Below are 18,544 nucleotides of genomic sequence, written 5' to 3'. Positions count from 1 at the left end.
GGCAGGATGGACCCATGCCCGACAACGCCTACGATCCGGAAACCTTTCGCGCGCTCGGCCACCGCGCCGTGGATGCCCTGGCCGACCACCTCGCCCAGGTCCAGGGCGGGACGCCGCCGGTGCTGCCCTGGCGGGAGCCCCCGGAGTCCCTCCGGGCCTGGCCCGCGGACTTCACCCGCGGAGGCGGGGCCGATCCCATGCACCTCATCGCCCGGGTGCTGGAGGGCTCCCACCATCTGCAGCATCCTCGCTACGTGGGCCATCAGTGCTCGGCCCCCCTGCCCCTCACCGCCCTCCTGGGCATGGTCGCGGACCTCCTGAACAACGGCACCGCGGTGTACGAAATGGGACCGGTCTCGACCGCCATGGAGCGGAGCCTCGTCCAGTGGTTCTCGGGCCTCGCGGGCTACGATCCGGCCCGGGCCGGGGGCGTCCTCACCCACGGCGGCAGCGCGGGCAACCTCACGGCGCTGCTCGCGGCGCGCCAGGCCTCCACGCCCTACGACGTGTGGGAGGAGGGCTACCGGGCCCCCATGGACCTGTGCCTGCTGGCCTCGGACCAGACCCACTATTCCGTGCGCCGCTCGGCCCAGGTGCTGGGCCTGGGCGGGAGGAACGTCATCGCGGTGCCCACCGACGAGCGCTTCCGCATGCGCCCCGAAGCCCTGGAGGCGGCCCTGGACGAGGCCGAAGCCCGGGGCCGGAGGGTGCTGGCGGTCGTGGGCAGCGCGGGATCCACCGCCACCGGGGCCATCGACCCGCTGGAGGACATCGCGGCCATCTGCGAGGCGCGGGGCGTCTGGTTCCATGTGGACGGCGCCCACAGCGGCGCCTTCCTGGTATCGGACCGCCTTCGTCCGCGGCTCGCGGGCATCGGGCGCGCCCACAGCCTGGTCATCGACGCCCACAAGATGCTGATGATGCCTTCCCTGGTCACGGCCGTGCTGTTCCGGGACGAGGGCCACTCGTTCGAGACCTTCAGCCAGCAGGCCTCGTACCTTTTCGACCGCAGCGCCCGCCAGGAGTGGTACAACCTCGCCCACCGCACCCTCGAGTGCACCAAGCGCTTCCTGAGCCTGGACCTCTACGTGGCCCTGCAGGTGCTCGGCACCGACTACTTCGCCCGGTACCTCGAATCCCGGGTGGACCTGGCCTCCTGGTTCGCCGATGCCATCGAGGCGCGGCCCGGCTGGGAACTTGCGGTGCGCCCCGAGGGCAACATCGTCTGCTTCCGGGCCGGGGGCGGAGGCGACGCCTTCCAGTCCGCCGCACGGGAGGCCATCGTCCGCGAGGGCTCCTTCCATCTGGTGAAGACCCAGCTGCGGGGCCGCACCTGGCTGCGCACGACCCTCATCAACCCGCTCACCACGCGGGACGACCTCACGGCCCTGATGGACCGGCTGGACCGGCCAGGTACACCCTGAAGGTCGCCCCCTGGCCCGGGGCGGTCTCGAGCTCCAGCCGGGCCCCCATGGCGTCGGCCATGTGCTTGACGATGGAGAGCCCCAGGCCCGAGGAGTGCTCCCCTCCGGTGGGGCGCGCGCTGAGCCGGGTGAAGCGGTGGAAGGCCTTCTCCAGGTCCTCCGGGGTGAATCCAGGGCCCTGGTCGCCCACGGTCAGCAGCGCGCCCTCGCCGTCGGCCTCGGCCCGCATGGTCACGGTGGTGCCGGGCCGGGAGAACTTGATGGCATTGGACAGGAGGTTGTCCAGGATCCCCTTGGTGAACCGCAGGTCCGCATGGGCTTCATGGTCGGCGGGCGGATCCACCCGGAGGACGATGCCCTTGCGGCCCGCCACCGGACCGAACCGCGCGGCCACGTGCGCCGAGAGCAGGGCCAGGGGGAACCTCTCGGGCTCGGGCCTCACGGTGCCGGCCTCGATGGCCGCGTAGTCCAGGAACCGGCCCAGGAGTTCGCTCATGCGCATGCCCTCGGCCCGGATCCGGCGCGAGATCTCCCTCACCTGGCCCGGGTCCATCTCCTCCTCCAGGAGCTCCGAGGAGAGCACGATGGAATTGAGCGGATTGCGCAGGTCGTGGGAGGCGATGCCGAAGAGCTGGTTCTTCTGCTCGTTCAGATCGCTCAGCTGGGCGTTCAGGCCGTGGAGCTCCTGGTTGCGCAGCACCAGCTCCGCCGTGGCGGCGTCCACGCGCAGGGACAGGGCCTGGTTCTGCCGGAGCAGGAAACGGGTGCGTGCGCGCAACGCCAGGTACAACGCCAGGGACGCGGAGCCCAGGAAGCCGGCGTAGGCCCACCAGGTCCGGAACCACGGGGGCAGCACCTGGAACCGGAAGGTCTCCTCGGGGCCCACCATCCCGTAGACGTCCCGGGCCCGCACCCGGAACCGGTAGCCGCCCTCGGCGAGATTCGTGTACTCCTTGAACGGGGCCGCGCTCCAGGGGGACCAGTCCCGGTCGTAGCCCTCCAGGCGCACCTGGTAGCGGTTGGCGGACTCCCGGTCGAAGCTGGGCAGGGCGAAGGTGAAGCGAAGGGACCGGTTCCGGTAGGGGACCCGGGGGGCGGTTCCGGCCAGGGTCCCGCCGTCGCCCCCCTGCACCTGGCGCAGGCGCACCCGCAGGCCCTCACGGGAACCGGTGGCCACGCCGGGGTCGTACCGGAGGAGGCCGTCGGGCCCCGAGAACCACACCACGCCGTCGGCGCCGGGGTGGATCTCGGCCAGGTCGGTCCCCGCGAAGCGCCGGAAGGGGGCCGCCTCCCAGGAGTAGCCGCCGCGGCCGTCCGGAACGGCGGCGCCGGCCTCCTTGACGTTGCGCTCCCGGTCCGTGGTCTGCATCCAGATGCGGCCGCCGGGTCCGGGGCGCAGGAATTCGACGGAACGGGGCCCTTCGGGGAAGAGGGCGCCCAGGGCGGGTTCCGGCACGAACCGCGCCTGGGCCCCGTCGAGGGCGAAGACGCCCGCGGAGGTGCCCACCAGGAGCCGTCCCCCCACGTCCGAAAGCCAGAGGAACCGGTCCACCGGCAGCCCCTGGGCGGTGCCGAACCGGGCCAGGGCCGGGGGGCCCCCGCCGGGCGGGAACGTCATCCGGAGCAGCCCCCGGGACCGGCTCGAGGCCCAGACGACGCCCGGCTCGGGCTCCGCCATGGCGAAGATGTCCTCCTGCGTGCCCGGGACCAGGCCCTCCTCCGTCCAGGCGCCGCCGGCCTTCCTCCGGATGGAGGCGACGCCCGCCGGGCCGCCTATGAAGACCCGCGAGGGATCGGCCCTGGACGCCAGGAGGCACGCCGGGAACGGGATCCCCCGGGCGATGACCTTCGCGCGGCCCTCCCGCACCTCCAGGACCCCCTGCTGGCTGCACACCGCCAGGAGGTCGTCGCCCGCCGCGGCCAACGCGAGGCACTGGCCCTCCACGCCCGCGACGTCCCTGAACCGCGGCGCCAGCCCGCGGGGGTCGAGGTACGAGATCCCCTGCCCCGTGGCGGCGTAGAGGACGCCCTTGTGGCGCACCATGGACCACGGGAAGCTCCGGAGACCGGCGCGCTCGTCGAAGCGGGTCAGGACCGGCCACTCCATGCGGGCCAGGCCGTTGTTCAGCCCCAGCCAGATCCCCCACTGGGTGTCCTGGAAGGCCTGGTAGACCGTATCGTCCCGCAGGCCCGAGGCCTGGTCCAGATGGAAGCGCAGCCTGCCCGAGGGGTCCAGGATGAAGGCCCCGGCCTTCACGGTGGCCACGGCGAGACCGCCGTCGGCCAGGCGCGTGCCGCTGTAGACCTGCCCGGGCCTCAGCAGGGCGTCGACCTCGGTCATGAAGGGCCTCGGGACCCGGCCGTCGAACCGGAAGAACCCGTGGTCCCGGGTGCCCACGAGAAGGTCCGGGCCTTCGAGGGGCAGCATGAAGGCGATGCGGAAGGCCTTCAGGGCGCCGGCGCCGGGCACGGGCCGGAGCCCCTCTCCGCTCCACAGGAACAGGTCCCCGGCCAGGTCCTGGAGGTAGAGCCGCCCCGCGACGGAAAAGGTCTTCCAGACGCCGCCGGGCACCAGGAGGCTCGAGGTCCGGCCTCCCTCGCGGCGCAGGAGCCCCTCCCGGGTGGCGAAGAACAGGCCCTGGGGGAGCAGGTGGATGCCGCGGACCGCGGAGAACGCCCCCTCGGGCTTGCCGAAGGAGACGTAGCGGCTTCCGGTGACGCCGGGCTCCATGCACCCGGTCTCGCCGCCTTCCCCGCCCACGTAGAGTTTCCCGTCCGGGCCCCAGGCCAGGGCGCGCACCGTGCCGCCCGCCTCCAGGAGCCGCCACTTCACGCCGTCGTACTCCAGCACCCCCAGGCCGTTCCCCACGTAGATGAGCCCTCCGGGGCCCTGCGCGAAGGCCCAGTTCTGGGGATGGGAACCCCCGGCCTCGCCGGGGGAGAAGGAACGCAGGAAGGGCGTGCCCGCCTCCCTGGGAACGTCCGCGCCGAGCCCGCCCAGGGCGAGCGCGAAGGTCATGCAGGCTGCCAGGAGGGATCGCGTCATGGGGGAGGGGTCCGGTCCCTCAAGCCTACCAGGGCTCAGCGGCCGCTGCGCTGGAGGCTGGCGTTGGCCCCCGCGGAGATGAGCTTCAGGATCTCCACCACCTCCGCGGCGGTCTGGGGGCGGTCCTCGCTGCGCTTGGCCATGAGCCTCGCCGCCAGGGCGGACAGCTCCTCCGGGGCCTCGGGGCAGACGGCGGACAGCAGGGGCACCGGGGCCTCCAGGTGCTGGTTCAGGAGGTCCGGAACCCGGGTTTCGCCGTAGGGCGGGAAGCCCGCGCACAGCTCGAACAGCATGACGCCCAGGGAATACAGGTCGCAGCGGGCATCGACCCGCTCGCCCCGGATCTGTTCGGGCGACATGTAGCGCGGCGTGCCCACGGTCTGGCCCCCCTGGGCGGCGCCGCCCCGGGCCGGCGCGGCCAGTCCGAAATCCATGATCTTGGCGTCGCCCCGCACGTCGAAGAGCACGTTCATGGGCTTGATGTCCCGGTGGACGACCTGGGCGGCGTGGGCTGCCTCGAGGCCCTCCGCCACCTGGCGCGCGATGCGCAGCACCAGGGGCATCGGGAGGCGCCCCCGGCCATCCATGAGGCCCTGGAGGGTCACGCCCTTCAGGTATTCCATGGTGACGTAGGGCACCCCGCCGCTCTCCCCGAAGTCGTGGGTCCGCATCACGAACCGGTGGGTGATCCGCCGGGCCAGGCGGATCTCCTGCTTGAGCTGATCCAGGAAACCCGGGTCCGCGGCCAGCGTCCCGCGCACCACCTTGAGGGCCACGTCCTCCTCCAGGTGCAGGTCCCACACCTTCAGGACCACGCCCATGCTGCCCCGGCCGAGCACGCCGTCCACCCGGTAGCGGCCGGCGAAGATCCCTCCCACCCGGAGCGCGGGCGGCAGGGGCTCGTCGTCGTCCCGGGGAGGGATCACCAGGGCCCGGGTCTCCTCCGCCGCCGGCGCCCCCGGAAAGGCGGTGTCCGCGGCCTGGCCCGCCGAGGCCAGGAGCCCCAGCAGGTCGTCCTTGGCCCTCAGCTCGGCGAGCATGGACCGGAACGTGCGGGTCAGGACGCCCACTTCGTCCGGGGACGGAACCAGGGGCAGCATGTCGGGCATGTGGCCCTCCGCCAGCGCCCCCGCGGCCGAGGCCAGGGCCTGGAGCGGCGCGGTGACGCTGCGGGCGGAGCGCAGGCCCAGCCACAGGGCCAGGAGGATGCCGGCCACCCCCCCGACCAGGATGGCCCGCTGCAGGGTCCGGAAGGGCGCCAGCAGCGGCTCCGTGGGCAGGAGCAGGGCCGAGGCCATCTCCAGGTCCAGGGCGTTGACGCCCCGGATGGGGGAGATCATCCCCAGGTAGCTGCGCCCGTCCAGGACCAGCGGCAGCACCGGGGACCGCCGGGCGTCGAGGATGCCCGCGCGCGCCGAGAGGAAGGAGGGTTCCCGCGCCAGGAGGCGGTCCAGGGGATCGGCCTGCGCCAGCGTGGAACCGAGGGTCCGGAAATGGCTGAGCAGGGCCACCTGGGCCGCGGGCACGCCCTTCCGGGGCGCCGCGATCGTCTCGGCGCGGATCTCGGTGGCGGCCTGGGCGTCCAGGGGGTTGCCCACCAGCATGGCCCCCAGCAGGGCGCCCCCCGGGGACCGCAGGGTGCGGGCCACGACGTGGTAGACGCCGGGCCGGGGCCCCCAGGGCACGTCCAGGAAGCCGCGGTAGGAGGGGCCGGGGTGCCCGGCATTGCGCGCCTCGTCCGGGTTCAGGGCCATCTGGAGGACGCCCACGTCCTGGAATTCCGTGGGGGCCCCGGTTGCGGTGGAGACCAGCAGGGTGCCGCCGGGCCTCACCACGATCGCGAGGCTGGCGCCCAGGCGCGGCAGGTTGTCCACCAGCGTGTCCCCGAGGCTCCCCGTCTCGCCGGTCTTGAGCACCGTCTCGATGATGGAGACGTTGCCCGAGTACTGGGTGAACACTTCCAGCCCCGCGTCCAGGACCCTGCCCTGCTGGGCCAGGAACCGCTCCAGGACCTGGCTGTAGGCCACGAGGCTGGCGCTGGCGGAATCCCGCGCGGAACGTCCCGCCTGGTAGTAGGCGACCCAGAGCATCGCCGAGACCAGCACGAGGATCGTCGCGGCCTGGCGCAGGAAGAACTTCCAGGCCAGCGTCTGATACCATCGCATCGTCGAACGCATCGTGGGGGTTCCTCGGACCTCAAGATATACTTGGATCCATGGACGGAAGGAACCGATAAATGAAGCCGTTCCTCATCAAGGCGGTGCTGGCGGCGGCGGGTCCGGTCCTCGCGGCGGGGAGCCTGCAGGGCCCGGTGCGGATCCTGGACAGGGACGGCAGGCCCCGGCCCACGCTGAAGGACTGCGTGGCCATCCTGGAGCCCCTGGACGCCGCGGTGCGCGCTCCCGGACCCTCGCGGCCCCTGGTGATCCGCACGGCCAACAAGGAGTTCTCCCCCCGCGTCTCCATCGCCACGCCGGGAACGGAGGTGAGCTTCCCCAACATGGACTCCATCCTGCACAACGTCTTCAGCCTGACCCCCGGCAACCGGTTCGACACGGGCCACTACCTGCCCGGGGACTCCCCCAGGGTGCGGCTCTCCGGCCCCGGCCTGGTGCGGCTCTACTGCAACGTGCACCACCAGATGAACGCCTTCGTCTGGGTGGTGGAGACCCCCTTCGCCCAGGTGCTGGAGCACCGGAAGGACCTCCGCTTCGACAACGTCCCCCCCGGGTCGTACCGCCTCCGCCTCTGGCATCCGGAGGCCGGGGAGCGCACCTGGGCCCTCAGCATCGACGGCGCGGCCACCCGCGGCTCCTGGGACCTGGAGGCCACCCTTCCCGCCACGCCTCCCCACAAGAACAAGTTCGGCAAGGACTATCCTCCGCCCCCGGACGAGACGGGATACTAGAAGCGCTTGAGGACGGTGAAGATCGTCTTTTCGGCCACCTTGGGCGACCTTCGGATGCTCTGCCGGAGGTGCACGAGCGAGACGCTCCAGAGCCCCCGCAGGGGCAGGACCAGTTCCGCCCGGGGCCCCCTGGCGCCGCGGTAGTACCACCACTGGTCGCTGTTGAGGACGTAGAGCTCGCCCGTGGAGGACAGGCGCTGCCAGGTGTAGGAGACCTGGGGCCTGAAGGGCCTCGAGCGGCTGCCGGCGAGCACCTGGAATTCCTCGCTGGTGTCCCGGGTGGAACGCGCCCGGTTGCCGTTCCACCGCACCTCCAGCGGCACGGGGCCCTCCCACTTCGCTGCCGCGCCCACCCCGTCGAGCGACAAGCGCTGCCGCCCCCTGCCGCGGAAGTCGGGGGCGTTGAAGCGGCCCTCGTCCTCGTCCCAGGCGAGGTTCCAGCGATCGGCGTGGAAGGTCCCGGAGAATGCCCCCAGGCCGAGCTTGAGCACCGCCTGGAAGGCGGCGAGGTCCACGTCGTTGCGGGGGTAGACCGTCCGCACCCGGCCCAGGGCGGTGCGCATCGAGGCCTCCTGCACAAGCCCCCCGCGGATCCCGCCGGAGGCCCCCGCGCCCAGGAAGCGCAGGTCCGGGTCCCACATGGCCTGGGAGGCGATGAGGCCCAGCTCCTGGAAGCCGAGGGCCGCCTTCCCGAAAAGGCGCTCGGTGACTCCGGCCAGCTCCACCCGCGCCACGTCCAGCTGGGTGCCGTTGGAGGGCTGCTGATCCCACCGGGGCCGGTTGTTGCTGTTGCCGTCGGACCCCACCGCCGAACGCAGCCCGGCCGTCCAGTCCAGGCCGCCCCATTCCGCGTACCACCGCAGGCGCACCTGTACGCCCTCCCTGCGGATGTCCCCCAGGGGGACCAGCCCGTCGCCGAAGATCCCCCGGATGCTCTCGGTCCGGGCCGTGAGTTCCCAGGCCGGCACCCAGGGCGCGCGCGCCTCCTCGGCGAACGGGACGTCCTGGGCGAGGGCCAGGGTGCACGCCAGGATGGGGATCCAGCGGAGGATGGGCATTCGGGTTCCGGAGTTACGCGGACCATCATGCCATCAACCCTCCGGATGGGTTCGCATTTTCAAACCGGATCTGCCGCCGGGAGCCCCTTCCGCGGACACTGGTGGCGGGACGGCGGGTAGTTGTTGACGGACGCCGGGACCCATACGAACCTTGAGTCCCTTCCGGAGCCCGCCCTTGGTCGACTGGGATCTAGCCATAACACTTGACCGCAGCAAGGACGAGCCCCTCTACCTCCAGGTGGTGGGGTCCGTCGTGGAAGGCATCCGCAAGGGCCGGTTCCGGCCGGGCCAGGCCCTGCCCGGCACCCGGGCCCTGGCGGACCAGCTCGGGGTGAACCGCAACACGGCGCTGGCCGCATACCGCGAGCTGGAAGCCGAGGGGTGGATCGAGGTCTCCCCCGACAAGGGGACCTTCGTTGCCATGGAGTTCCCCGTGGACCTGGAGGGGGAGCCCGGCATCTCGGCGGTGGATTCGGCCTCCTGGAAGCGGCGCTCCACCCCCGGGGACGCGTTCTTCCAGCCCGGCGCCCCCGAGCGGGACACCTTCCGCCTCATCCCCGACCAGCCCGACCTGCGCAACGCGCCCACCGCGGCCATCCACCGCGCCTACGGAAGGGTGCTCAAGCTCCACCCGGGCCGGCTCCTGCAGCCCGCCTGGGACCCCCGGGGCCTCCTGGATCTTCGGCTGTCGCTCTGCAAGATGCTCCGGGACATGCGCGGGCTTTCCGTGGACCCCGGCAACCTCGTGCTCACCCGCGGCCTCATGGCCACCCTGAACCTGGTGGCCCGCACCCTCTTCGGCCCCGGCGATGCGGTGGCCGTCGAGGACCCCGGGTTCTTCCGCGTGGCCGAGGCCCTGCGGGCCGCGGGGGCCCGGCTCCATCCCGTGCCCGTGGGGCCCCGGGGACTGGACCTGGACGCCCTGGAGGAGCTCCTGGGCCGGGAGCCCATCCGGCTCCTGTGCCTGTCCTCCAACCCGCAGCACCCCACCCAGGCGTGCCTGGACGCCGCGGGGCGCGCGCGGCTCCTGGAGCTTTCCAGGACCCGGGGCTTCCGCATCCTGGAGGCCGACCCCTGGCTGGGCTTCCACCGGGAGAAGAACCCCAGCCTGCCCCTGGCCAGCGAGGACCGCGAGGGTCGCGTCGTCTACTACAGCGGCCTGGAGCAGATCCTGGCACCGGGGCTCCAGGTGGGCTTCCTGGCGGGCTCGGCCGACCTCATCAAGGAGATGGCCCGGCAGCGCCAGCTGGTGGACTGGCCCGGGAACCAGGTGCAGGAGGCCACCATCGAGGAGATCCTGCGGGACGGCGAGGTCCTCCGCCACCTGCGCCGCACCCGCAAGCTCGCCGACGAGCGCCGCGAGACCATGGTGGACCGCCTCCTCCTGCATCTCCACCCCGCCCTGCAGGTGCGGGACCCCAAGGAGGGCCTGGCCCTCTGGGCCCGGGTGGACGACAGCGTCCCCCTGGCGAAGTGGACCGAGCGCTGCGTGGCCCGGGGCGTGGTCTTCTACCCCGGCTCCCTCTACGACTTCCACCGCCGGGAGATCCCCTGGATCTGCCTGGGCTTCGCCGCCCACGACGTGGACGAGCAGAACGAGGCCTGCGCGCGCATGGCGCTCGCCCTGAAGGACGTGCGGGGTTGAGGGATCAGACCGTCCTGGCCCGGCCAAGCTCCGTCAGCATCTGCGCCAGCACGTTGCCCGTGACCACCTGCCGGTAGTGGGCGGAGGCGCGGATGTCGTCGATGGGGGAGATGTCCTCCAGCACCGCGCGGCGGGCCTCCTCGATGGGCAGCGCGTCCAGCGCGCGGCCCGCCACGACCGCCTCGGCGTGCCGCGCCCGCAGGGGCACGGGGGCCACGGAGCCCAGCCCCACCCGCAGCTCGGCCACCACGCGGCCCTCGATGCGGGCGTAGGCGGCGAGGCAGACCTTCGAGATGGCCTGGGCCTGGCGCGTGCCCACCTTGCGGTAGAAGTGGAAGCCCCGGCCCTGGGGCTTGGGCAGGCGGATGCGCGCCACCAGCTCGTCGGGGGCCAGGTCCATCTTCTTGTAGTCCAGGTGGAAGGCGTCGTAGGCCACCCAGCGCGAGCCCCGCACCGAGACCAGCTGCACCTCGGCGCCGTAGGCCAGGAGGCTCGGGGGGGTGTCGGCGGCGGGGCTGGCGTTGACGATGTTGCCCCCCAGGGTGCCGCGGTTCTGGATGGCCAGGGCGCCCGTGGCACGGGCGCTCTTCACCAGGTTGGGGAAGAACTGGTGAACGGCGCGCTGCTCGAGCAGCTCGGTGTAGGTGATCAGGGACCCGAGGGAGAGCCGAGCGGGGTCGTCCTCGATGCCGCGCAGCTCGTAGATCCGGGAAAGGTCCAGGAGCCTGCGGCCCTGGAGCCGGCCCGCGTTGAACAGCACCATGAGGTCGGTGCCGCCGGCGATGGGGGTCCACGCGCCGGGCTCGGCGGCCATCAGGCGCAGGGCCTCGGCCAGGGTTCCGGGCGCCTGGATGGCGTAGTCGGGAAGGAAGGATCTCATCGGCCCTCCCCCTGCCGGGCCACGGACCGCACCGCGTCCACGATCTTGGAGTAGCCGGTGCACCGGCAGAGGTTCCCGGCCAGGCCCTCCTGGACCTGCTCCTTGTCCGGGTTCGGGCAGCGGCGCAGCAGGTCGTCGGCGGCCATCAGCATCCCCGGCGTGCAGAAGCCGCACTGGGCGGCGTTGTGGGTGAGGAAGGCGTCCTGGATGGGCGAGAGGTCGTCCCCCTCGGCCAGGCCCTCGACGGTCACCACCACCCCGTCCTGGGCCTGCAGGGCCGGGATGAGGCAGCTGTTCACGACGCGGCCGTTGAGCAGGACCGTGCAGGCCCCGCACTCGCCCTCGCCGCAGCCCTCCTTGGTGCCGGTGAGGCGCAGGCCGTCGCGGAGCACGTCCAGGAGCCGTGCCATGGGATGGGTGTCGACCGTGCGGCGCACGCCGTTGACCTGGAGGGTGAGCAGGATGGTGTCAGGCATGGCGGGCCTCCTCCAGGCGGTTCAGGATCCGTTCGGGGGTCATGGGAACCTCGTCCAGGCGCAGGTCGCCCAGGGCGTCCCGCAGGGCGTTGAGGAGGGCCGGGCCCGGGCCGTCCATGGGCAGTTCCCCGATGCCCTTGGCCCCGCCCGGGCCGAAGGGGCTCCCCCCCTCCACGAAGGCCACCCGGATGTGGGGCAGGTCGGCGGACGTGGGGATGATGTAGTTGGTGAGCTGGTTGTTGGCCATGCGGCCTTCCCGGAAGGTGACCTCCTCCCAGAGCCCCCAGCCGATGCCCTGGGCCACGCCGCCCTGGATCTGCCCGGTGGCCAGCGTCGGGTTCACCACGCGGCCCACCTCCTGGACCGTGGCGAAGTCCTCCACCTTGACCTCGAAGGTGACCAGGTCGACGGCCACCGCGGCCGCATAGCAGGCCCAGGAGAAGTTGGGGTAGGCGTCGCCCTGGTAGGTCTTGTCGTCCCAGGAGAAGCCTGGGTTGGCGCGGTACTGGCCGTAGGTCTTCAGGGACCCGAGCCTGCCGTGGGCGGTCCGCATGGCCTCGCGGAACTCCGCGGGCGTGTAGGGCTCGGCGAGGAACCCGCCCTGCACCAGCGCCAGGCGCAGGCCCCGGGCGGCGTCCTCCAGGATGCGCCCGACCACCATGGTGCTGCGGGAGGCGACGGTGGGGCCGCTGTTGGGCACGAACATCGTGTCCACCTCGGCCATGTCCACCATGTCCACCGGCAGGCCCAGGGTCTCGGCCACGATCTGGCAGAACACGGTGTTCTTGCCCTGGCCCATCTCGGTGGAGGCCGCCAGGATGGCGACGGTGCCGTCCTTCAGCCCCTCGACCCCGGCCACGGAGGCCATGGTGGCCTCGCCGCTGCCGGTGAAGCCGCAGCCGTGCATGAACACGGAGAGCCCCACGCCCCGCTTGACGGGGTCGTCCCAGGCGTTGCGGACGGCGTAGGCCTTCTGCAGCTCCCGGTAGTGGATCTCCTCCATGGCGCGGTCCATGAGGCCGTCCAGGCCCGGCTCGTCCCGCATGAGCTGGCCCGTGGCCATGGTGTCGCCCTGGTGCAGGAAGTTCAGGCGCCGGAGGTCCACGGGATCCATCCCCATGCGGAGCGCGCAGACGTCCATGTGGCGTTCGATGGCGAACAGGCTCTGGGGGGCGCCGAAGCCCCGGAAGGCGCCGCAGGGCGGCGTGTTGGTGGCCACGGCGCGGGCCAGGATCCGCACGTGGGGGCAGCGGTAGACGCCCGCGGCGTGCAGGGCGCCCCGGCTCAGCACCACGGGGGACAGGGTGGTGAAGGCGCCGCCGTCCAGGGCGAAGTCGATGTCCAGCGCCAGGAGGCGGCCCTGGGCGTCGAAGGCCGAACGGATGCGGGTGCGCGAGGGATGGCGCTTGGTGGTGGCGGCCATGTCCTCCTCGCGGTCGTAGGCGATCTTCACGGGGCGGCCGCTCTTGAGGGCCAGCAGCGCGGCGTGGCCGGCGATGACGGAGGGGTAGTCCTCCTTGCCCCCGAAGGCGCCGCCCATCTCCAGGGCCACCACCCGCACCTGCTCGCCGGGGATCCCGAAGAGCTGCTTCATGGCGTCGTGCACGTAGTAGGGGCACTGCAGCGAACCCGACACGGTGACCTCGAGGCCCCCGGGTCCCCGCTCCACGGTGCCGATCATGACGTTGGGCTCCAGGTAGAGCTGCTCCTGGGCCCCGGTGCGGTAGACCCCCTCGATGACGTGGGCGGCCCCCGCCCAGACCGGCTCCGGGTCGCCCTTGGCGATGCGGATCTCCTTGAGGACGTTGCGCTCGCCGTGGATGACCCGGGCGCAGGCCAGGGCCTCCTCGATGTCGAGCAGCGGGGGGAGCTCCTCGACCTCCAGCTTCACCAGCCGCCGGGCCTTCTCGGCCACGGACCGGTCCGCGTGGGCCAGGAGGAGCACGGGCTGCTCGGCGTGGGCGATCACGCCGCCCACCGGCACCAGGAAGGGCTGGTCGTCCACATGGCCCGCGACGAAGTTCTTCCCGGGGATGTCCGCGGCGGTCACCACCGTGATCTCGTCCCAGGGGACCCCTTCAAGGAAGGTGATGCCCTTGAGCACGCCCCGGGCGCAGCGGGAGCGGACGGTCATGCCTAGCAAGCAGCCGGGCAGCTCCACGTCATCCGTGTATCTGGCGGAGCCCATGACCTTGCCCCGGCCCTCCTTGCGAATGGTAGAAGCCCCGATCACGTCCACCTCCCAGGAACCTGCGCCTGAAACTCATCTTCAGGGTCCAGTATGACTCAGCGGGCGCCGAGAGGCCAATCCCCTCGGCGCCCGCCGGGCCATTCAGCTTGTTGCGGCTACTTCTTGGGGAGGGTGGAAGCCACGCCCTGGACGTAGTAGTCCATGGCGCCCAGCTCCGCGTCGGTCATGTTCTTGCCCTTGGCGACCTTCTCCTTGCCGTCCTGCGCGACCACGGGGCCGGCGAAGGGATGCAGCTTGCCGGCGGCGATGGCCTTCTCCTCCTTCTCGACCAGGGCCTTCACGTCGGCCGGGATGGCCTTGTTGAGGGGGGCCAGCTTGATCATGCCCTCCTTGAAGCCGCCCCAGACGTTGGTGCCCTTCCAGGTGCCGGCCAGGACCTCCTTGACGGTCTTGGTGTAGAAGGCGCCCCAGTGGTGCGTGGTGCCGGAGAGCTGGGCGGTGGGGCCGTACTTGCTCATGTCGGAGTGGTAGGAGAAGGCGTAGAGGTTCTTGTTCTCCTTGTGCTTCTCCTCGGCGGCCTGGACGATGGCGGTGGAGTCGGTGTGGTGCGTGATCATGTCGGCGCCCTGGGAGATCAGGGTGAGGGCGGCTTCGCGCTCCTTGCCGGGATCGAACCAGGAGTTGACCCAGATGACGCGGACTTCGGCCTTGGGGTTGACGCTGCGCATGCCCTGGGTGAAGGCGTTGATGCCCTGCATGACCTCGGGGATGGGGAACGCCGCGACGTAGCCCGCGATGTTCGACTTGGTCATCTTGCCGGCGATGACGCCGTTCAGGTAGCGGCCTTCATAGAAGCGGGCGTTGTAGATGCCCATGTTGGGGCCGGTCTTGTAGCCGGTGGCGTGGAAGAAGAACTTGTCGGGGAAGGCCTTGGCGACCTTCTCGGTGGGGTTCATGTAGCCGAAGGAGGTCGTGAAGACGATCTTGGCGCCGCCGGTGATGAGGCCGCGGACCACGCGCTCGGCATCGGCGCCTTCGGGGACGTTCTCGACGAACTTGGTGGTGACCTGGCCGGCCAGGGCCTTCTCCATCTCCTTGCGGCCGATGTCGTGCTGGTAGGTCCAGCCCGCGTCCCCGACCGGGCTGACGTAGACGAAGCCTACCTGGGTGGGCGCGGCGGCGGGGGGCGCGGCGGCGAGGACGGAGGCTGCGATCAGGCCGCCCAGGGTGGTCACGACGGTTTTCCGGGAATTCATGTGATTCCTCCAGAAGGATTGAGGTGGGGGGGGGAAATAATTCAGGCTTCGGGACTGAAGGGCTGGCCCAGCGAAGCGGGGGAATTGAGCCGGATGGTGTTCTTGTTGTGGGAGATGATGACCAGGACAATGATAGTGGCCGCGTAGGGCAGGGCCGAAAGGAATTGGGACGGGATGTTCAGCTGGATCCCGGAGCCCTGCACGAACATCTGGGTGATCATGCAGCCACCGAACAGGTAGGCGCCCACCATCACCCGCGCGGGCCGCCAGGTGGCGAAAACCACCAGGGCCAATGCGATCCAGCCGCGGCCGGCCACCATTCCCTCCACCCACAGCGGGGTGTAGAAGACGGACAGGAAGGCGCCGCCGATGCCGGCCATGGCGCCGCCGAAGATGACAGCCACGTATCGGATCCGCACCACGTTGTAGCCGACCGAATGAGCGGCCACGGGGGCCTCGCCCACCGCCCTCAGCACGAGGCCAAGGCGGCTGCGGTACAGGAACCACGCCACCGCGCCCAGGAGGGCCCAGGAGAAGTACACCAGCCCCTGGTGCTCGAAGAACGCGTGGCCCAGCAGGGGGATCTTGTGCAGGCCCGGGACGTTCCAGGCGGCGACGCTGGGCAGGGTCTGGGACTCGTAGGGCTTGCCGATGAAGGCGGAAAGGCCCACCCCGAAGATGGACAGCGCCAGGCCGGAGGCGACCTGGTTGGCCATGAAGGTCAGCGCCGCGACGGCGAAGATGAGGCCCATGCCCATGCCCGCGACCATGCCGGCCAGGATGCCCAGGATGGGATTGCCCGTATGGACGGTGACGGCGAAGGCGGCCACGGCCCCCATGGACATGATGCCCTCGGCGCCCAGGTTCAGGACGCCGGACTTCTCCGTGACGAGCTCGCCCACGGCGGTGATGATCAGCGGGGTGCCGGCCACGATGGTGGCGAACAGGATGGAGGAAAGGAGACTTGGCTGCATCACGATCTCCTATTTCTTCCAGCGGATGCGATGGGTGATGAAGACGTCCGAACAGAGCAGGAAGAACAGCAGCAGGCCCTGGAACACCTTCGAGATGGAGTAGGGGAGGGCCAGGTACTGCTGGGCCTGCTCCCCGCCCAGGTAGAGGAGGGCCATCAGGAGCCCGGAGAAGAAGATGCCGATGGGGTCCAGGCGGCCCACGAAGGCCACGATCATGGCCGCGAAGCCGTACCCCGGCGAGATGTGCTCGGTGATCTGCCCCACGGGACCGGCGATCTCGGCCACGCCCGCGATGCCGGCCATGGCCCCGCCCACCAGCATGCCGATCCACACGGTGCGCCGCGCCGAGAAGCCCGCGTAGCGCCCGGCGTTCTCCGCCTGGCCCGCGACCTTCATCTGGTAGCCCATGAAGCTGCGGTTCATGAAGATCCAGCCCGCGATGAGCGCGCCGATGGCGATGAGGAGTCCGGCGTTCACGCGGGTGCCCGCCACCAGGATGGGCATGGTGGCCTTGGCCTGGAACAGCCGGGTCTGGGGGAAGTTGAACCCGTCGGGGTCCATCCAGGGGCCGTGCACCAGCCAGGACACGATCAGCTCGGCGATGTAGACCAGCATCAGGCTCGTGAGGATCTCGTTGGCGTTGAACCGCGTCTTCAGCCAGGCCGGGATGGCGGCCCAGAACATGCCGCCCAGGGCCCCGGCGATGATCATGGCCGGCAGCAGGAGAAGGCTGCTGGTGTCGTGGAAGTGGAGGGCCAGGCCTCCCCCGGCCAGGGCGCCGATGAGCAGCTGGCCCTCGGCGCCGATGTTCCAGATGTTGCCCCGGAAGCCCACCGCCAGGCCCACCGCGCAGAGGATGAGGGGCGTGGCCTTCAGGAACAGCTCGGCGATGCCGTACTTGTCCTGGATGGGGTTCAGGAAGAAGACCTTGAACCCCTCGACCGGGCTCTTGCCCAGGAGGTGGAAGAGGAGCATGCCCGAGGCCACCATCAGGCCCACCGCGAGGAGCGGGGACAGGTAGCGCATGAGCCGGGAGGGTTCGGGACGCTGTTCGAACTTAAGCCACATGAGGCGCCTCATCCTTGGCGGGTTCCGCGTCCGGCCACATTCCGCTCATCCAGACGCCCACTTCCTCCACGCCCGTGTCCGAGGTGGCCTTGGAAGGCGAAAGGCGGCCCTTGGCGATCACCACGAGGCGGTCGCAGATCTCGAACAGTTCGTCCAGCTCCTCGGAGATCACCAGGACGGCGGTGCCGGTCTCCCGGAGGCCGAGCAGCTGCTGCCGGATGAAGGAGGCCGCGCCCACGTCCACGCCCCAGGTGGGCTGGGCCAGCACCAGGACCTTGGGCTCCTGGAGGATCTCCCGGCCCACGATGAACTTCTGGAGGTTGCCGCCGGACAGGGACTTGGCCTCGCTCCCCGCCCCGCCGCACTTGACGTCGAACAGCCGGATGCAGTCGTCGGCGAAGCTCTTGGCCGCCTTGCGGCGGATCATGCCGAAGCGCACCATCTTCCGGCGGAAGGCGGTGAGCAGCACGTTGTCCGTCAGGGAGAGGCGCGGCACCGCGCCCCGGCCCAGGCGCTCCTCGGGCACGAAGCACATGCCCAGGGCCCGGCGCCTGGAGGCGTTCATGCGGCCCGCGGGCACGCCGCAGACGTGGATCCAGCGCTTGTCCAGCACCGGCTCCTCGCCGGAGATGGCCCGGAGCAGCTCCTGCTGGCCGTTGCCCGAGACGCCGGCGATGCCCACGATCTCGCCGCTGTGGACTTCCAGGCGGATGTCCTTGAGGTCCACGCCGAAGGGGTCGTCGGACTTGACGGTGAGGCCGTCGATGCGCAGGCGCACCTCCCGGCCCTCCTCGGGCTCCCCGTGCCGGAAGGTGGGCAGGTCCTCGCCGATCATCAGGCGGGCCATGGTCTTCGGGGTCTCCTGGGAGGGGGTGCAGTGGCCCGTCACCCGGCCGTTGCGCAGCACCGTGGCGGTGTGGCACAGCTCCTGGATCTCGTCCAGCTTGTGGCTGATGTAGAGGATGCTGACCCCTTCCGAGGCCAGCTGGCGCAGCGTCTCGAAGAGCTTGCGCACCGCCTGGGGCGTCAGCACGGAAGTGGGCTCGTCCAGGATGAGCAGGCGGGGGTTCTGCAGCAGGCAGCGGATGATCTCCACCCGCTGGCGCTCGCCGACGCTAAGGGCGTGCACCAGCCTGCGCGGGTCCACCGGCAGCCCGTACTTCTCCGAGATCTCCTCGATCCGCCTGGAGAGCCCGGCCAGGTCGAGCCTGCCGGGGACGGCCAGGGCCACGTTCTGGGCCACCGTGAGGGTCTCGAAGAGGGAGAAGTGCTGGAACACCATCCCGATGCCCAGTTCCCGGGCATGGGCGGGGTTCTGCACCGACACCGGCCTGCCCTCCCAGAGGATCTCGCCCTTGTCCGGGCGGGTGACGCCATAGATGATCTTCATCAGGGTCGACTTGCCCGCCCCGTTCTCGCCCAGGACGGCCCGGATCTCCCCGGGCATGATCGTCAGGTCGACGTTGTCGTTGGCGATGACCGAGGGGTAGATCTTGCTGACCCCCTTGATGACTAGCCGCGGTGTCTCGGATTGCGCGTTCGGCATTGGTGATCCCACACAGGCTGACGTTCGGTCCGGCAACTTCCGGGCGAGTCCCGAGCTGCGGGAGGATCGCCG

Annotated in this window: 13 protein-coding genes; 3 read left to right on the top strand and 10 right to left on the bottom strand. The window is 71.0% G+C overall.

The window, feature by feature from the left end; genetic code table 11:
- Nucleotides 1-14: 14 nt before the first annotated feature.
- Nucleotides 15-1,424: a pyridoxal phosphate-dependent decarboxylase family protein gene (locus tag ACZ5MC_RS06080; protein ID WP_464517299.1), complete on the top strand. Its 1,410-nt coding sequence runs from the start codon at nt 15-17 to the stop codon at nt 1,422-1,424.
- Here ACZ5MC_RS06080 and ACZ5MC_RS06075 read toward each other — a convergent pair.
- Together ACZ5MC_RS06075 and ACZ5MC_RS06070 are read right to left on the bottom strand one after the other, a co-directional pair.
- Complete coding sequence (locus tag ACZ5MC_RS06075) at nt 1,381-4,470, bottom strand: ATP-binding protein (RefSeq protein WP_464517298.1); 3,090 nt, start codon at nt 4,468-4,470, stop codon at nt 1,381-1,383. The genes ACZ5MC_RS06080 and ACZ5MC_RS06075 overlap by 44 nt on opposite strands.
- 35 nt (nt 4,471-4,505) lie before the next feature.
- Nucleotides 4,506-6,635 carry a serine/threonine-protein kinase gene (locus ACZ5MC_RS06070; RefSeq protein WP_306599425.1) on the bottom strand — a complete coding sequence of 710 codons (2,130 nt, stop codon included), beginning with the start codon at nt 6,633-6,635 and terminating at the stop codon, nt 4,506-4,508.
- A 71-nt stretch (nt 6,636-6,706) separates the two neighbouring features.
- Here ACZ5MC_RS06070 and ACZ5MC_RS06065 point away from each other — a divergent pair, with 71 nt between their 5' ends.
- Nucleotides 6,707-7,378, top strand: coding sequence for a cupredoxin domain-containing protein (locus tag ACZ5MC_RS06065; protein ID WP_464517297.1), 672 nt, complete (start codon nt 6,707-6,709; stop codon nt 7,376-7,378).
- Here the strand turns inward: ACZ5MC_RS06065 and ACZ5MC_RS06060 are convergent.
- The gene (locus ACZ5MC_RS06060) at nt 7,375-8,436 is read right to left on the bottom strand and encodes a hypothetical protein (protein WP_464517296.1); all 1,062 of its coding nucleotides are present in this window, start codon (nt 8,434-8,436) and stop codon (nt 7,375-7,377) included. The genes ACZ5MC_RS06065 and ACZ5MC_RS06060 overlap by 4 nt on opposite strands.
- A gap of 175 nt (nt 8,437-8,611) precedes the next feature.
- Here ACZ5MC_RS06060 and ACZ5MC_RS06055 point away from each other — a divergent pair, with 175 nt between their 5' ends.
- Nucleotides 8,612-10,081, top strand: coding sequence for an aminotransferase-like domain-containing protein (locus ACZ5MC_RS06055; protein WP_306599422.1), 1,470 nt, complete (start codon nt 8,612-8,614; stop codon nt 10,079-10,081).
- 4 nt (nt 10,082-10,085) lie between these two features.
- Here the strand turns inward: ACZ5MC_RS06055 and ACZ5MC_RS06050 are convergent, their stop codons facing one another.
- From ACZ5MC_RS06050 to ACZ5MC_RS06020, 7 genes are all read right to left on the bottom strand, one after another.
- Nucleotides 10,086-10,961, bottom strand: coding sequence for an FAD binding domain-containing protein (locus tag ACZ5MC_RS06050; protein WP_464517295.1), 876 nt, complete (start codon nt 10,959-10,961; stop codon nt 10,086-10,088).
- Complete coding sequence (locus ACZ5MC_RS06045; RefSeq protein WP_306599420.1) at nt 10,958-11,437, bottom strand: (2Fe-2S)-binding protein; 480 nt, start codon at nt 11,435-11,437, stop codon at nt 10,958-10,960. Before ACZ5MC_RS06045 ends, ACZ5MC_RS06050 begins: the two co-directional genes overlap by 4 nt.
- Nucleotides 11,430-13,670: a xanthine dehydrogenase family protein molybdopterin-binding subunit gene (locus ACZ5MC_RS06040; RefSeq protein WP_464517294.1), complete on the bottom strand. Its 2,241-nt coding sequence runs from the start codon at nt 13,668-13,670 to the stop codon at nt 11,430-11,432. Before ACZ5MC_RS06040 ends, ACZ5MC_RS06045 begins: the two co-directional genes overlap by 8 nt.
- Before the next feature lie 113 nt (nt 13,671-13,783).
- Nucleotides 13,784-14,884: a BMP family ABC transporter substrate-binding protein gene (locus tag ACZ5MC_RS06035; protein WP_306599418.1), complete on the bottom strand. Its 1,101-nt coding sequence runs from the start codon at nt 14,882-14,884 to the stop codon at nt 13,784-13,786.
- A 41-nt stretch (nt 14,885-14,925) separates the two neighbouring features.
- Nucleotides 14,926-15,858, bottom strand: coding sequence for an ABC transporter permease (locus tag ACZ5MC_RS06030; protein WP_306599417.1), 933 nt, complete (start codon nt 15,856-15,858; stop codon nt 14,926-14,928).
- A 9-nt stretch (nt 15,859-15,867) separates the two neighbouring features.
- Nucleotides 15,868-16,926 (bottom strand): ABC transporter permease, encoded by a 1,059-nt coding sequence (locus tag ACZ5MC_RS06025; protein ID WP_306599416.1) that lies wholly within the window; start codon nt 16,924-16,926, stop codon nt 15,868-15,870.
- On the bottom strand, nt 16,916-18,472 hold the full coding sequence (locus tag ACZ5MC_RS06020; RefSeq protein ID WP_306599415.1) for an ABC transporter ATP-binding protein: 1,557 nt from the start codon (nt 18,470-18,472) through the stop codon (nt 16,916-16,918). The genes ACZ5MC_RS06025 and ACZ5MC_RS06020 overlap by 11 nt, the downstream gene beginning before the upstream one ends.
- Between the last annotated feature and the right edge of the window lie 72 nt (nt 18,473-18,544).

The sequence above is a fragment of the Mesoterricola sp. JemC181 genome, from assembly GCF_055384585.1.
Note: the sequence above shows the minus strand (reverse complement) of the source record. Positions and strands in the feature narration are given on the sequence as shown.